Here is a 14,712-nt window from a genome sequence, read left to right as displayed (position 1 = left end):
CTCGGCGTATGCCGAAGCGGGCAGCAGGACTGAGAGGAGAACGAGGGCTAAGCTCTTTCGCAAATACATCTGAACTTCCTTGTGCGTTTACGGGCTAAAGTCACTTCACGGTCAGGCCGGGGACTTGCCAAACAATCCCCGGAAGAAGGAACGCAGGCGGTCGCGCAGAACGGCCCACAGCAGGCCCCCGGCATCAAGCGGCTGTTGCTGTGGAGGCGTGGGCGCGGCCGGCGACGCTACCGCCGTATCGCTGGATTCCGCGGCCGCCGCCGTCAGCCTCGATTCGAAGTTGGCGACGAAGGCCGCGGTGATGCGGTTGGCAATTTCCTGAACGATGGGTCCCTTGCCGAACTGCGCCAGCGGGCCCGCGAGATTGATATCGGAGACGATGTCGACCCGCGTTGTCGCCGCCGCGCTGCCGTCGGCGAGCAAATAGGTCATGCTTCCGGAGGCGCGTGAGCCGGATCCCGAATCCGCGCCCTTCCCGGACACGACGCAGCTCCAGTTCTCGGGACGGCTCTCGACGGCGATGTCGCCGCTGAACGTGGCGGCCATCGGTCCGACCTTGACCGACATCCTGCCCTTGTAGCGGTTCTCGCCGACCTCGCTCACGATCGATGCGCCGGGAAGGCACTCGGCGACGAAGCGTACGTCGTTCAGCCTCTGCCAGACCTGCTCGCGCGGCTGCTTGATCTCGAAGGTCTTCTCGATCTTCACGAGGCGGCCTCCTCACTGGCGTTTGTCTTGTCTGCCCATTTGTCGGCGGCGGCCTTGATGGACCGCACGATGCCCTGGTAGCCCGTGCACCGGCACAGATTTCCGCTCATTGCGACGCGGATCTGCTCTTCATCGAGACCTTTCTTACGCTGCAACAGATCATGGCTGCTGATCAGCATCCCCGGCGTGCAGAACCCGCACTGCAGGCCATGCTCCTCGTGGAAGGATTGCTTGAGGACGCCCATCAGCGGATCATCCTGCAGCCCTTCCAGCGTCCGCACCTCGCTGCCGTCCAGCGTGATTGCGAGCGCAATGCAGGCGCGCGCCGGCTCGCCATTGAGGAAGATGGTGCACGCTCCGCAGACGCCATGCTCGCAGCCGAGATGGGTCGCGGTCAGGCGCATGTCTTCGCGCAGCAGATCGGCAAGGCTCTGCCTTGGCTCGACCAGCGCCTTGCGTTGCTTGCCGTTAACGGTGAGTGTGATTTCGGTCTTCATGACAGGCCGGCTTTCCTGATCGCGCGCAGCGCGGCTGTGACGTGCAGTTGCAGCTTGGCGGGCGAGAAGGCGCGGTCGCTCGCGGCGAGCTCGTGGCTGATAGCCGCTTGGATCCGCTCTTCATTTGCTCCCTTGCCGATTTCGAGCGCGGCCTTCGCCAGTACGATGGGCGCTCCATCGACGGCGCCGACGACGAGTCGCGCCTTCCGCGAGTCCGGGTCGAACAGCGCAATCGCCATCGCGTCCGCGTATTCGCCGGTCTTCCGCGTCACCTTGTAGTGGCCCCAGCGCTCGGTCTTCGGCCGGCGCGGAATGACCACGCTTTCGAGCAGCTCAGCCTGATCGAGCGCCGTCATGTAGGGCCCCGTCACAAAATCGGCGACGGCGAGGCTCCGACGGCCACGCGGGCCGACCAGCACCACTTCACCCTCGAGCGCGATCACGGTTGTGAGCCAGTCAGCAGCAGGATCGGCCAAGGACAGCGCGCCGCCGATCGTGCCCCGCGTACGCACGGCGCGATAGGCGATTTGCCCGCCGACAAAGTTCATAAGTCCATTGCTGCCGTCCGGCACGCGGCCGTCCTCGAAGGCGGCGTGCGGAAGCAATGCGCCGTAGGCGATACGGCCACTCTGCTCATCGACGCGTCGAAGCGCCTCGATGCGGCCGAGGTCGACCAGCTTCTGAACCGGCGCGAGCCGAAGGTTCAGCATGGGAACGAGCGATTGCCCGCCGGCCAGCGGCCGCGCGATCATTTCGTCGTTATCAAGCTCGGCGATCGCGTCTTCTATCGAAGTCGCACGATGATATGCGAACGGAGCCGGCTTCATCGGCGGTCTCCCGCTGCGGCTACGATCTTCTCGAGAACGCGCTCGGGCGTCGCCGGCGTTTCGTTGATCTCGACGGCTAGGGGACGCAGCGCGTCGTTGATGGCATTGACCACGACAGCCGGGGGCGCAATGGCGCCGCCCTCGCCCATGCCCTTGATGCCGAAGCGAGTGTGCGGCGATGGCGTCTCCATATGCAGCACGCGAACGTCGGGCACCTCGGTGAAGCCCGGAATCGTGTAGTCGAGGAACGTGGAGGCCAGCGGCTGCCCGTTCTCGTCGTACGGGATTTCCTCGTAGAGCGCGGTCCCGAGGCCCTGCGCCACTCCGCCGACCACCTGGGCCTCAACGATCATGGGATTCACCATGGTGCCGCAGTCGTGGCAGACCACGTAATCAAGAATCTCGACCTGCCCTGTGCCGGGATCGACAGCGACCGTGCAGGCATGCGTCGCATAGGAGAATGCGCCGGTGCTGCGTCCAGGCTGATAGACCGCATTGGCCTCGAGCGCGGGGTCTTCGCCGACCGGGAGTCGCTCCGGATGGAGAAACGCCGCCTGCGCGATATCCCGGAAACCGACACTTTGCTCGCCGAAATTGACCTTGCCGCCAGCCAGCTTCACCATCTCCTTGGGAGCCTGCAGCAGATGTGCGCCGATACGAGCGATCTTGTCGGCAAGAATGACGCAAGCCGCCGATACGGCGCCGCCCGACATGGTCATGCTGCGCGAGGCGAATGTACCCATGCCGTAAGGCGAGACCGAACTGTCGCCATGACGGACGATGACATCGTCGATAGCAATGCCGAGCTCCTGATGTGCCACTTGCGCGAGTGTCGTCTCGAGGCCCTGCCCGTGGTTCTGAATGCCGACGAACAGGATGAGCTTGCCATCCGGCGTGAAGCGCGCGAGCGCCGGCTCGTACCCGAACACGACCGGTAGACCGCGGGCGACCCATTCGGCAGTGCCATGGGCTGACTGCTCGGTGTAGCTCGCCATGCCGACGCCGATCAGGCGGCCGTCAGGCTCGCCCTTTTTCTGTCGCGCGCGAACACCTTCCAGATCGATGGCTTGGCGCGCCTGCAGTGCGCATTGCGGATAATCACCGCTATCGTAGAGCTTGTGCGTGGCGGAGCTGTACGGCATCGCCTCGGGCGGCACCATGTTCTCCACGCGAACGTCCATCGGCTCTCGATTGACCGCACGCGCAACGGCGTCCACCAAGGTTTCGATCGCGAAACAGGCGCCGCTTCGCCCCACGCCGCGATAGGGGCCGAGAGGTGACTTGTTGGTCGCAACGCTGATAGCGCGCGCGTGATAGACGCGAATGTCATAGGGACCGGTCATGATGCCGGCCGACATGCCGGCTTCCATCCCCGCGGTCCACGGCCATACCGAATATGCCCCGGCGTCGACGACAACTTCCGCCTCTAACCCCAGGATCCGGCCCTTTGCATCCGCGTAAGCCGTGAGATCGTAGCGATGCTCGCGCGCATGCGGCGAGGCGATCAGGTGCTCGCGACGGTCCTCAACCCAGCGCAAAGGACGATTGAGCTTCATGGACAGAGCCGCGATCGCGAGTTCTTCGGGCTGAAAATTGTTCTTGGGCCCGAATCCGCCGCCCACGTCCGGCGCGATTACCCGCAGTTTGCTCTCCGGGATGCCCAGGCACTCGGCCATGATGGTGCGAATGACGTGGGGAAACTGCGTTGAGCTATAGACGACCAGCTCGTCCAGACGGCGATCGTAGTGCGCAAGGACACCGCGCCCTTCCATCGAAACGCCGGCGTGACGGCCCATGCGCAAGATCTTGTGCACCTTCACGGCCGCGACGTTGCGGACCTCGTCGAGGTCACCCGTTTGGATCGTGCTCTGGACGTAAATGTTGTCCGACCAGTGCTCGTGGACGCGCGGCGCCTCGGGTTTGAGCGCAACATCAATGTCCCAGATGGCGGGGGATTCGTCGAAATCGACGACGCAGGCGGCTGCAATGTCCTCGGCATCGGCTCGGGTGGGCGCGACGCACATCGCTATGAGGTCGCCGACGAACCGAACCTTGTCACCGGTCAGCGGGTGGTATTCTGATCGCTTGAACCCTTTCGCCGCGCTGACGGCGACGATCGGGGCCGCAAAGGCGAGATCGGCGGCCACGAACACCTGGTCGCGATACTGCTCGGGAATCTCGATGCCGCGGATATGCGCGTGGGCGACTGGGCTGCGCAGAAATGCCACCTCCGCCATCCCGGGGACCTGCAGATCGGCGAGGTATTCGCCCTTACCCTCGAGAAAGCGGGCGTCTTCCTTGCGCCTGACCGAGGCTCCGACGCCCTGCTCCCTGTTCTTAGCGACCACTCCGACTGTCAACGGCTCGCCTCTTGTAATTGGATATCGTATTTCGTATACGATCTATGGATACTTGCAAAGAGTCAATCCCCCGCTCACAAGGCCTACCTTCCAGCGAGGTTGCAGTGGGCAAGTCGGAAAAAATCGAAATGACGGGGAAGCAGAACAACTCGGTCGTGCGCTATGCGCCGATGCACGACCAGATCCTGCCTCATCTGCGCAGGGACATCATCGAGAACCGGTGGAAATCCGGAGAGCGATTGTCAGAGCCCCTCCTCTGCAAGGAGTTCGGTGTTTCCCGTACTCCGTTGCGGCAGGCACTAGCGACATTGGAATTGGAAGGTCTTGTTCGCCTCATTCCACACGTCGGGGCAGTTGTTACGGACCCGGACGAGGCAGAGGTCGGCGAGCACATGGAGGTCCTGATTGCTCTCGAACAGCTTGCAGCGACGCGCGTGGCCGAGGCCGGCAAGCCCGAGGTGCTGCGCGAGATCCAGCGGATACAACGTGAGATGAATTCCGCCGCTAAATCCGGAGACGCCGCTCACTACTATAAGTTGAACGACGCGTTTCACCTCGCGATCGTGCACGGCACCGGCAATCGGTCGCTGATGGATTTGCACGAGAAGGTGATGTGGCACGTGCATCGCGAGCGCCACCGCGTCAACTTCGGCGAATCGGTCACGACAGACAGCGCCAGCAGCCACACCGGTCTCTTGCAGGCCATCCTGAAGGGCCGGTCGGAAGCTGCCGGCCTTGCGATGCGCGAGCATCTGGAGCATGTCGGCCAGCTCATGTTGGCTCATCGCCAGGCTCTGACCGCGGGGACAAAGCCTGTCAAAGGCCAAACGACCGCAACTCGGCACGGCGCCCGCGGCAAACCGGCGCCACGGCCGGTGCCGCGGACAAATCGAGATACGATCTGATGCCCCACGTGATGTCCAAACCTGCGCGGTTGGTGTTCATTGGCTGGGGCGCGATCAATTCGCGTGTCGGCACGCTGTTGAAGCAGCGCGAAACAGCGGTGGAGATCGCCGCCATCGCGACAATGGACACGCCGCAGGCGCGAGCCGAGCTGCCGCCCGGCGTTGCCTTCCTCGGCTCGCCGGACGAACTCGCGGCCTTCAGGCCCGACCTCGTGATCGAGGCGGCCGGCCGCGCCGCCATTTCGCAATGGGCGCCCGCGGCGCTCGCCGCCAGTCCCGCCATGATCACGGCGTCCACCAGCGCCTTCAGCGACGAAGGCCTGCTCACCTGGTTGATCGATCTCGCGGAGCGGAACGGCAGCCGGATCGAGCTGCCGTCGGGTGCGATCGGCGGCATCGATGCGCTCGCCAGCGCTGCCGTGCTCGGTCTCGACGATGTCGTTCACCAGATCGTCAAACCACCTCGCGCCTGGAAGAACACGCCGGCGGAAGGGCTCCTTGCCCTGGATAGCCTGGGCGAACGCACGGTGTTTTTCACCGGAACGGCGCGGCAGGCGGCAGCAACGTATCCGCAAAATGCCAACGCGACGGTAGTCTCCTCGCTCGCCGGAATTGGATTGGATCGAACGCGCGTCGAACTAATCGCAGATCCAACTACGACGATGAACGGTCACCGCATCATCGCCAGCGGCGCGTTCGGCCGCATGGACATCACACTCGAGAACAAGCCGCTCGCGACCAACCCGAAATCATCCGAGCTGACCGCACTCAGCCTGGTTCGGCTGATCGAACATCGTGCCAGGCGCGTCATCGTATAAGGCCAAGTAATCAATGGACCGGACACGCCCGGGCATTCCGAACGAGTTGCGCGAGCTGATGGCCGAAATCGGCCCTCAGTGGTCTCCGGCCAAGCATGTCAAGCTGATGCTCGAAAAATTCAGCGAGATACATCGGACGGCGCAGACAGAGGACATCGATGTCAGGTCGGACATCGCCTATGGCACGCATCCGCGTCAAAGGTTCGACATCTACCTGCCTGCGGGCCCATGCGGCGGCCGCGCGGCGGTTCTGTTTGTGCATGGAGGGGCGTTCCTCGACGGTCACCGCAACCGGACCGACGAGATCTATGCGAACATTTTGCGATATTTCGCGCGGAACGGTGTTGTCGGAATCAATGTCGGCTATCGTCTGGCCGACGACACGCGCTATCCCGGCGCGACCGACGATATCGCTTCAGTCGTTGGCTGGGCGCACGATCACGGGCCTGAGATTGGAATAGACCGCAATCGCATCTTTCTCATGGGGCACTCTGCAGGCGCAGCGCATACCGGCAGCTACGCCTATGACAGGCGCCGTCAGCCCGTTGCCGGTCCGGGGTTGGCCGGTCATCTCGTCGTCAGCGGCAGGGTGCGGGCCGACACCCGCCCCGAAAATCCCAATGCGCATAAGGTCGTCAGCTACTACGGTACCGACAACCCTGACTTCTTGGCCGACGTCTCGCCGGTTTCTCATATAGACGAGAGCAGCGTCCCTACCTTTGTCGCCTGGGCCGAATTTGAGAATCCGCTGATCGATGTACATTGCGCCGAGCTGTGCTTCCGGCTCGCGCAGGCCAAGCGCCGTTCTCCGCCATCGATGTGGTTGCGGGGGCACAATCACACATCGTCGATCGGCCACATCAATACGGCTGAAGACGAGCTGGGGGTGGCGATGCTCGATTTCATCGCCTACCCCCGGTGAATCAATATCGAGTGACTACGTGTTCGGAAGACAGCTGCAGACCTTTTCCGGTCATCACTGCTCCTGCGAAAGATAGCGCCCCGGCGTCACGCCGTACGCGGCCCTGAACATCGAGATGAAGGCACTGGGCTCGCCGAAGCCGAGTTGATCGGAGATCCGGCTCACCGGCGTGCGGGCCGACAGCAATTCGAGCGCCTTCAGGAGCTTGGCCTGACGCCTGAAGCTGCGTAGCGAGAGGCCGGTCTCGCTCTTGAACTGCCGCTGCAAGGTTCGGGTCGACATGTGCAGCGAGTTCGATAGCCCGTGCAGGTCGGGACCTCCCATCGGCCGCTCCAGAATCTCCATGGCGACGGCGCGCAGCGGCGCCGAGATTGGGATAGGAAGATTGAGCGGCAATACACGCGAGACGGCGATCTGGTCGAGGATCACATCGATCAGCCGTCCGTCGGCCCCCTCTTCTTCGTACTCGCGCGGGCGCCCCACAATGGCGGACAGCAACTCCCGCATCAGCGGATTGATCTGGACCACGGTCGTGCGATCCGGCAGCGCGCCGCAGGCGCCCGGTTCGATGTAAAGCGTGCGCAGACGGGTCGACGCAAAATGCCGGGTTTCGTGCAGGGTGTGCGCCGGAACCCACACGCCCCGCTCCGGTGGCGCCACGAAGGTCGCGCCTTCTGCCACCACGGCGATGGATCCGGACGTTACGGCCAGGAGTTGGGCGCGATCGTGCTTGTGCTGGGGACGCCCGCCGCCGCGCTGAATATCCAACACATAGGCCACCACACGATGCGCCGACGGGCCATTCGGAGGGATCAGGACATCGGGATGGATACGGCTCATGACATCTGTCGTTCCACAACAATTATATGACAGAATAGCGCTAACACGCCGCGTGGCAAGCTGCGTATCTTCAGCCAAATCCAATCAGTTCACCTAACGCAGGAGGAACACCCCATGATGTCCACGGTCGTCGGCGGCGCCATGCTGCCCCACGCGCCCCAGTTCTTCACCATGCCCGATACCGAGGACAAGGCAGTCGTCCAGAAGGTACGGGAGGTCGCGGCCGATCTCGGCGAGAAGCTCAAGGCGCTGAAGCCCGACCTCTGGATCATCTTCTCAAACGATCACGCGGAACAATTCTTCCACAATGCCGCGCCGCCCTTTACGGTCCATGTTGGTGGCGAGGCGACGGGTGAATTCGCTGGTCGCAAGTTCCACTGGAAGGTGCCGAGCGAGATCGGCTTTGAGCTGGTCCGGCAGCTTTACCGCCAGAACTTCGATCCCGCTTTCAGCAGCACTGCAAAAATTGATTATGCGATCGGCATTCCCCTCACCCACCTCGGGCTAACGGAGCCGGTGCTTCCCATCTACGTCAACGCCTACCTGCCGCCGCAACCGACAATGGAGCGCTGCTACGCCTTAGGCCAAGCCGTCGCGCGAACCGTGACCGCGATGGGTCTCAAAACCGTCGTGCTCTCGAGCGGCGGCATGTCGCATTTCCCTGGAACGGATCGTTACTCTAACCCGGAGCTGAGCTGGGATAACAAGGTTCTGGCGAAACTCGCGACTGGCAACCTTAAGTCTCTCATTGGCTATGACGAGGCCGAACTCGATGATACCGGCAATATCGAGCTACGATGCTGGGCATGCGCCGCCGGCGCTTTGGGCGAACGCAAGCCGGACGTGCTCTCGATGGACCCGAGCTGGCATCACAACTATGCGTCTTTGGGGTGGTACAGTCCGCAGGCAGGCTCCAGCCAGGCTCACTACCCCTCGATTAAGCCTGAGCTTGTTGGACTCACGTCGGCGTTGCACGCATTGGCACATGAGCCGGAGAGCCGGACCCAATTCGTAAAGGATGCCGGTGCCTACGCAGACAAGTACCAGCTTCCCCCCGAACAGCGGCAGGCGCTCATCGCGCTCGACCTGCCGGCGCTCACGAAAATGGGTACGCACCCGCTGGTGCCGTTCTTGGCTAACATGCAGATCCAGCGCATGCGCACAGCCCGATAGCTTATGGACACGACTCATGCCTGCCCCTCTCTACGCCAGCTTCATTGACGGAATTATCGCTGAGGACGCGCAGAAGACGTTCGACCTCATAGCTCCCCAAGACGGCAAAATCGTTGGCCGGATCGCAGAGGCCGGGCAGGCGGCCGTCGACAAGGCCGTTGCCGCGGCAAACGTCAGCTTTGCGCGAAACCGCAAGCAGCCGACCCACGTTCGGATCGGCTGGCTCAGGGCAGCGGCCAAAGCACTGCTGGAAGCGAGCGACGACATTGCCGCTACCATATGTACCGACGTCGGCAAGCCAATCCGAATGGCCTCGTTCGAAGTAAAGCGTGGCGCGGAATTTCTCGAGGCAACAGCGGCCGCGCTGACACAGTTCGGCGGCGAGACCGTTCCACTGGATGTGACACCTGCGGGGACAAACCATATCGGTTTTGTTCGACACGTCCCCTACGGAGTGGTTGCAGGAATCACGCCGTTCAACGCTCCCGTCAATCTGCTGGTCCAGAAGGTCGCACCGGCCATCGCGGCCGGCAATGCGATGGTGGTCAAGCCGGCGCCTGCTGGCACGCGGACGGCTCTGAAGCTCGCGAGGTTGTTCCTCGATGCCGGCTGGCCCGAGAACCTTTTCACCGTCGTCACAGGCGACAAGGAGACCGCCACGGCTCTCGCGGCCCACGATGGCATACGTGCCGTGTCATTCACTGGCAGCACCAGCGGCGGCGAGGCGCTCGCACGAGCGGCAGGCGCAAAGAAGTTTCTTGCGGAGCTCGGGTCGAACGCCGCGAATATCGTACTTGGAGATGCTGATAACGCGGTTGCCGCGAAGAAGATTGCCTCCGCAGCGTTCGAGGCGAGCGGACAGCAATGCATCTCAGCCCAACGCATTCTCGTCGCGCGACCCCGCCTTGAGGAATTCCTGGACGCCCTTGTCCAGGCCGCAAAGTCACTCAGGGTCGGCGAAGCCACCGATCCGAAGACGGATGTCGGGCCCATGGTCAGCGCTGCCGCGGCCGAACGCGTGATGGCAATGTGTGCCGACGCGATCGCGCATGGGGCCCGCTACACGCTTGAACCGACACGGACAGGGGCCACCGTGTCGCCTGGCATTCTGGTCGACATATCACGTGACGCTCGTCTCTGGCGCGAAGAGGTGTTCGGTCCTGTCGCAGTCGTGGCGCCGTTCGACGAGATTGACGACGCCCTCACGCTTGCCAATGACTCGCCATTCGGGTTGCAGGGCGCTCTCTTCACCCGCGACCTCGGCGCGGTCCTGCGATTTTCCGATGACTTCGATGTCGGCGCTCTCTGGATCAATGAAGCTACGCGTTTTCGCCTCGACAATTATCCATTCGGAGGCGTCAAGCACAGCGGCGTTGGCCGCGAGGGCGTGCGTCATGCGATCCAGGAATTATCGCAACTTAAGTTCGTCGGCATGACGATCTGACTGCCCGCGATACGTCGGCTGCCCCCCTCGCGGTCGACCATCGCGTACTGATAAGGTTTCAGCTATTATCAGTTGGCCAACTCCATTTGCTGCCAGACCTGCGTTGCAGCGGCCTCTTAGGCACCCTGCTCTCCTCCGCTAACTTTAACGGATGCGCTCCATGCGCGCGAGCTCGTGGAGGTGTCGCGCTGTTGCTGTCCGATTGTGGCCGATCAGACTCGCTCAGCCCTGACCGTCAATAGGTGCCCATGCCGGTGCAATCGGTGGCCGTCCTAAGCCTGATTCAATGAAGAACGCTGGTGCCTTGGAGCGAGCACTGGGGGTGTTCGACGAATGAACTGTCAAGTATTTCCCCACGCATTACGGGCGAGTAGCTCGCGCTCCTTCAAGATAATACTAGGCAATTTCCGCCGCTGCGCTGCGCTTCAGGAACGGATGGCGTCAATCGCGTGAGCGATCAACACTGCGACGCTGGCCGCAATGATGATTACTAACAGCCAACTGATCACGTTCGTCTCCACTCACATCATGGATGTGAACCCGCTCAATCCCGCACAGTCAAAAAGAACCGGCCGAAGAGCTTAATTTCGGCGCTGGCTGAGGATTCAAGGCAACTCTTGCGTCCGCAGTCGGTCCTATCGGCCGAATGCAGCAGGAGAGGAACACCAACAACGCACGCTGCGAGCGAGAGCAAAATACCCACGCCCCGACTCATTAGAGTTTCGGATTAGAAGATACCATGCGGCAGGCGGCCCAAGCACCCAGGTGCCGTTGTCGTCGCTTGTCTCTGTAAAGAGAATGGCCCGACGGCAGATCCCAGTGCGATGGCGCAGAGCGCGAATCTGATCGGCGAACTTCAGCTGGTCCATCCGGCCGCGGAGATTGTCCCGGTCCTCAACTTGCGTGACGGAGGATTCAAATTCCTCCCGGGCACGCCGGCCCATAAAATCTACAACGATCGAATCGCGCCGCTGTTGAAGGACCGCCGCCACGTCACGCTGCTCGCAATGGCCGTCGGCGCTTGGCCGTTGTTCGAGGCTGCCGGGATGAGCTTCACCGAAGCGGATCATGGCGGATGAGGCGACGCTCATCGCCAGGCTGGGCATGTCCCGCCTCATGGTCACCGCGCTGCAGGGCGACGTGTCGGAATTTCTCTCCGTGGTTTGGCCGCGTCTCGGTGCCATCGCCGGCTTCGCTGTGGGAGGCTTCGATGCCAGCCGCTAAGAGGGCGCTTCCGAGCAAGCTCATCAAGCGCCTGCACGAAAACATCGCGCAAGGTAAGGCCTCGCGCGAAACTCTGGGGCTGAAACTCGCCGAACTATCGCCGCGCGAGATCACCAAGCTTCCACGCTCGGTGTTGACGCGTATTGGGCCGGAGGGCATCGCGACGATGGCACGCGTTGCAGCGGGTACCGACGATGCATTGCCTGCACCAAGGCGGGCTTCGGTAGGCATACAGTCCCACGAGTCGGCCAGCGGGCCACCGCCGCTCTGGCTCGTCTGCTGTGCCGCCTCGCCGATCGTCATTGGCCTCACGATCCTCGTCGGCATGATCGATCGGCCGCTGCGCTGGGGACTCTTCCGATCGGGATATCAGAGCGGTGACGCCATGGGCCTCTGCAACAGGCTTGATCGCTGGACCGAGGACTGCAGCTACGTCGTGACCGGTCCAGGCCTCGGTCTAGCGGATCTAGAAGCACGTCTCGCGCGCGACCAAAATTCATTCAGCATTCCGCACACGAGATTGCACGCCGATGGCTCTCTGCCCCTCGGCACCGTCATTCACGTCAACCGCAATTCAGAAAGGTAGTAGATCATGTCGAAACCCACCCATCCGCTTACGCCGGTGGCCTCCCGTTCAGGCGCCGTCCTGGCAAGCCTTTCGTTCGCCGCACTCGCGGCCGCAACGACCTTCCTAATTCTGTTCGCCGCTATGCCGGCATTCTATTGGTCAACTCGCGATCAAGTTGAGCTGCCGTTCGACCTGACAGCCATATTGCGCCTGATCGCGATGTCTCATCATGCCGCCACTCCTGTTCTGGACCTGAGCGGCAAAGCAAGCGAACGGCTGGCAGCATTGGCCGCGTACATCATTGGTTGGTTTGGCTATCCTTTCGCAATCGGAAAGGCATGCTGGGCGTTGCTGATGAGCATCGACATGGCCATCCAGCTGCCGCTTCGCATGATCGGCGCGATCCTTGCCGGATGGGTCGTGGCCGTTCCTATTTACCGGCAGGTGCTTTCGCGAACCCCGAAACTAAGGAGTGCCCGCTGGATCGATGGGCCGAAGACTTTATGGTTTGGTGCGGCGATCGGTGCGGCACAGACGCATTTGGCGACCTTGGTCTCGGAATTCCCCGGCGGGGTCGAGCTTGCACCCGGCCTCTGGCTTCCCAATCTGGCCGAGCATGAATCGGTCTTCAGCATCGGCTTACCTGGCTCCGGAAAAACTCTTATCGCCGAAGGCCTCGCCCGCCAGGCGACGATGCGCGGCGATCACGTTCTCCACCTCGGCGTCAAGGGCGCCCTCCACAGGCGGATCACGGCTTTGATCGGCCGCGGGAGCAGCACCGTCATAGGAATCGGACGCGCTTCTGCCGTCTGGGCGATCGGCCGCGACGTCCGATCGCCAGAGGCCGCCAGCCGCATCCCCGCAATCATGATACCGGAATCCCGCGATCCCGTCTGGTCAGCGGCATCCCGTTTGGTTCTGAAGGGACTTATCCTGAAACTCATCGCCGAGCACGGACAGCAATGGGGACGGCGAGAGCTGCAGACCGCGATCTCCAAGCCGGTCGAAGAGATCGCCAACGACCTGCGGCCAACAATGCGCCAGGTCGCCGAAATGTTGCGCGACAAAGGTGACGACCCCACTACTATGAGTCTCTCGTCGTATTCAACATGATCGCCCACATCGCAGAGATCGTCGATACCTGCGCCGCGATGGAGGCGGATGGGCGCCCGCGAATTTCGCTCCTTGATTGGGCGCGAAAGCGATCCCGCCAGCGCGCCATCATCCTGCGGCACGATCTTTCCAATCGCGACAATTCCGAACTGCTGCTGACCCTGATGTTCCGGGTGTTGGCAAGCGAGCTTCTTGCGCCGGATATGGCCGACAATATCGACCATGGTGTTTGGATTTTCGCGGATGAACTTCCTCGGTTTCGTGGAGCGATGAAAGACGTCATGCAGCTCGCCTCGCTGGGAAGGTCCCGCGGGATCCGCGTTGTCGCAACGGCGCAGAGTCTCGCACAGATCGAGGACGCCTCAACCAAGGCCGCGGCGGAAGCTCTAACCGAGAACTTCGCGACCATCATCGTCTGCAAAGCAAGGCCTGGCAAGAATGCGACTGAACTCTCCGAATCCCTGATGGGTGTGACAACGTTCGGGATTGACCGACCTGGTAAGCAAGGAGAGACCGACCTGCACAAAGTGCCGGCCTTGTCCCCGCACGAGATGTCAACCAGTTTGGGGCTGACGGTCGACTGGCGAGGGAGTAAATCGATCCGTGCGTCGATCGTCGGATTCGACAACGTCTACGTGGTGGAATGGCCGCTTGATGCCTGGCAGCGGCTTTAGTTCGGCTTCGCTCGTACCGTCGAGATTAGCGGAAATGCCCGTCACCTTAGTGACGGGCATTATTTTATGACCGCCGCCAGACTGCGGCTCTTATCTCGGGGAGGTGCCCGGTAAGCCTTCCTCCCGAACGCGCATGCTCGCTTGCATCATACTGCAAGTGAGTGAGATGGTCGCAACCGTCGCAGCCGGGACGTCAGCCGAATACTACATTGCCTCATCCGACTACTATGTCGGCGGCAGCGAACCCGCAGGTCGATGGGTGGCGGTGGGCGTCGACATCGGCGTCCGCGTAGGGTCGGTGGTCGAGCGCGAACCCTTCGAGCGGCTCCACGCGGCCATCGGCTCCGAAGGCCGCTTCATGCTCTCGATAAAAGCGGGAAAAAGCACGTCGGCGGATATGACATCACGTTTTCGGCGCCGAAGACATGTTCTATTCTCTGGGCGCTAACCAATGACGAGCTGCGTGCCAAGATAGAGGAGGCTCAAGCCGGCGCCGTCGAAGCAGCCCTTAAGTCGGTTGGGGCCAACGCGGCATTCTGCAGATCGGGCAAGGACGGCATTCGCCGAGAGAAGGTTGGCGTGTTCCAGCACGGCGACGCGCGCCCTGCACTACATCTCGACGGCAACATT

At 62.3% G+C, this 14,712-nt stretch carries 15 protein-coding genes and 1 pseudogene; 11 read left to right on the top strand and 5 right to left on the bottom strand.

Annotated features, from left to right (window positions below; translation table 11 throughout):
- Positions 1 to 111: 111 nt before the first annotated feature.
- The 4 genes from ACVWYI_RS12140 to ACVWYI_RS12125 are packed head-to-tail and all read right to left on the bottom strand — an operon-like array spanning position 112 to position 4,401.
- Entirely contained in the window at positions 112 to 717 is a 606-nt protein-coding gene (locus ACVWYI_RS12140) for an SRPBCC family protein (RefSeq protein ID WP_456662120.1), read from the bottom strand.
- A complete protein-coding gene (locus tag ACVWYI_RS12135; protein WP_456662119.1) occupies positions 714 to 1,214 on the bottom strand; it encodes a (2Fe-2S)-binding protein in 501 nt (166 codons plus the stop codon). Before ACVWYI_RS12135 ends, ACVWYI_RS12140 begins: the two co-directional genes overlap by 4 nt.
- Positions 1,211 to 2,041: an FAD binding domain-containing protein gene (locus tag ACVWYI_RS12130; protein WP_456662118.1), complete on the bottom strand. Its 831-nt coding sequence runs from the start codon at positions 2,039 to 2,041 to the stop codon at positions 1,211 to 1,213. Before ACVWYI_RS12130 ends, ACVWYI_RS12135 begins: the two co-directional genes overlap by 4 nt.
- Positions 2,038 to 4,401: a xanthine dehydrogenase family protein molybdopterin-binding subunit gene (locus ACVWYI_RS12125; RefSeq protein WP_456662117.1), complete on the bottom strand. Its 2,364-nt coding sequence runs from the start codon at positions 4,399 to 4,401 to the stop codon at positions 2,038 to 2,040. The genes ACVWYI_RS12130 and ACVWYI_RS12125 overlap by 4 nt, the downstream gene beginning before the upstream one ends.
- 104 nt (positions 4,402 to 4,505) lie before the next feature.
- Here ACVWYI_RS12125 and ACVWYI_RS12120 point away from each other — a divergent pair, with 104 nt between their 5' ends.
- From ACVWYI_RS12120 to ACVWYI_RS12110, 3 genes are read left to right on the top strand one after another with little or no spacing between them, the layout of a single operon-like run.
- The gene (locus ACVWYI_RS12120; protein ID WP_456662116.1) at positions 4,506 to 5,306 is read left to right on the top strand and encodes a GntR family transcriptional regulator; all 801 of its coding nucleotides are present in this window, start codon (positions 4,506 to 4,508) and stop codon (positions 5,304 to 5,306) included.
- An 11-nt stretch (positions 5,307 to 5,317) separates the two neighbouring features.
- Complete coding sequence (locus ACVWYI_RS12115) at positions 5,318 to 6,124, top strand: aspartate dehydrogenase (RefSeq protein WP_456662115.1); 807 nt, start codon at positions 5,318 to 5,320, stop codon at positions 6,122 to 6,124.
- Positions 6,125 to 6,137: 13 nt separating this feature from the next.
- Positions 6,138 to 7,046: an alpha/beta hydrolase gene (locus ACVWYI_RS12110; protein WP_456662114.1), complete on the top strand. Its 909-nt coding sequence runs from the start codon at positions 6,138 to 6,140 to the stop codon at positions 7,044 to 7,046.
- 54 nt (positions 7,047 to 7,100) lie between these two features.
- Here the strand turns inward: ACVWYI_RS12110 and ACVWYI_RS12105 are convergent, their stop codons facing one another.
- Positions 7,101 to 7,886 carry an AraC family transcriptional regulator gene (locus ACVWYI_RS12105; RefSeq protein WP_456662113.1) on the bottom strand — a complete coding sequence of 262 codons (786 nt, stop codon included), beginning with the start codon at positions 7,884 to 7,886 and terminating at the stop codon, positions 7,101 to 7,103.
- A gap of 114 nt (positions 7,887 to 8,000) precedes the next feature.
- On the opposite strand from ACVWYI_RS12105, the gene ACVWYI_RS12100 reads away from it, so the two are divergent.
- The 8 genes and pseudogenes from ACVWYI_RS12100 to ACVWYI_RS12065 form a co-directional block, all read left to right on the top strand.
- Positions 8,001 to 9,059 carry a DODA-type extradiol aromatic ring-opening family dioxygenase gene (locus ACVWYI_RS12100; protein ID WP_456662112.1) on the top strand — a complete coding sequence of 353 codons (1,059 nt, stop codon included), beginning with the start codon at positions 8,001 to 8,003 and terminating at the stop codon, positions 9,057 to 9,059.
- A 16-nt stretch (positions 9,060 to 9,075) separates the two neighbouring features.
- Positions 9,076 to 10,503, top strand: coding sequence for an aldehyde dehydrogenase family protein (locus ACVWYI_RS12095; RefSeq protein ID WP_456664514.1), 1,428 nt, complete (start codon positions 9,076 to 9,078; stop codon positions 10,501 to 10,503).
- An 824-nt stretch (positions 10,504 to 11,327) separates the two neighbouring features.
- The gene (locus ACVWYI_RS12090) at positions 11,328 to 11,582 is read left to right on the top strand and encodes a hypothetical protein (RefSeq protein WP_456662111.1); all 255 of its coding nucleotides are present in this window, start codon (positions 11,328 to 11,330) and stop codon (positions 11,580 to 11,582) included.
- A complete protein-coding gene (locus ACVWYI_RS12085) occupies positions 11,572 to 11,727 on the top strand; it encodes a hypothetical protein (RefSeq protein WP_456662110.1) in 156 nt (51 codons plus the stop codon). The genes ACVWYI_RS12090 and ACVWYI_RS12085 overlap by 11 nt, the downstream gene beginning before the upstream one ends.
- Complete coding sequence (locus ACVWYI_RS12080; RefSeq protein ID WP_456662109.1) at positions 11,714 to 12,313, top strand: hypothetical protein; 600 nt, start codon at positions 11,714 to 11,716, stop codon at positions 12,311 to 12,313. Before ACVWYI_RS12085 ends, ACVWYI_RS12080 begins: the two co-directional genes overlap by 14 nt.
- Before the next feature lie 6 nt (positions 12,314 to 12,319).
- Entirely contained in the window at positions 12,320 to 13,408 is a 1,089-nt protein-coding gene (locus ACVWYI_RS12075; protein WP_456662108.1) for a type IV secretion system DNA-binding domain-containing protein, read from the top strand.
- Positions 13,405 to 14,082, top strand: coding sequence for a type IV secretion system DNA-binding domain-containing protein (locus ACVWYI_RS12070; RefSeq protein ID WP_456662107.1), 678 nt, complete (start codon positions 13,405 to 13,407; stop codon positions 14,080 to 14,082). Before ACVWYI_RS12075 ends, ACVWYI_RS12070 begins: the two co-directional genes overlap by 4 nt.
- A 255-nt stretch (positions 14,083 to 14,337) precedes the next feature.
- Positions 14,338 to 14,712, top strand: a pseudogene (locus ACVWYI_RS12065) (relaxase domain-containing protein); the annotation flags it as partial.

Source organism: Bradyrhizobium sp. LB13.1 (assembly GCF_054056815.1).
Note: the sequence above shows the minus strand (reverse complement) of the source record. Positions and strands in the feature narration are given on the sequence as shown.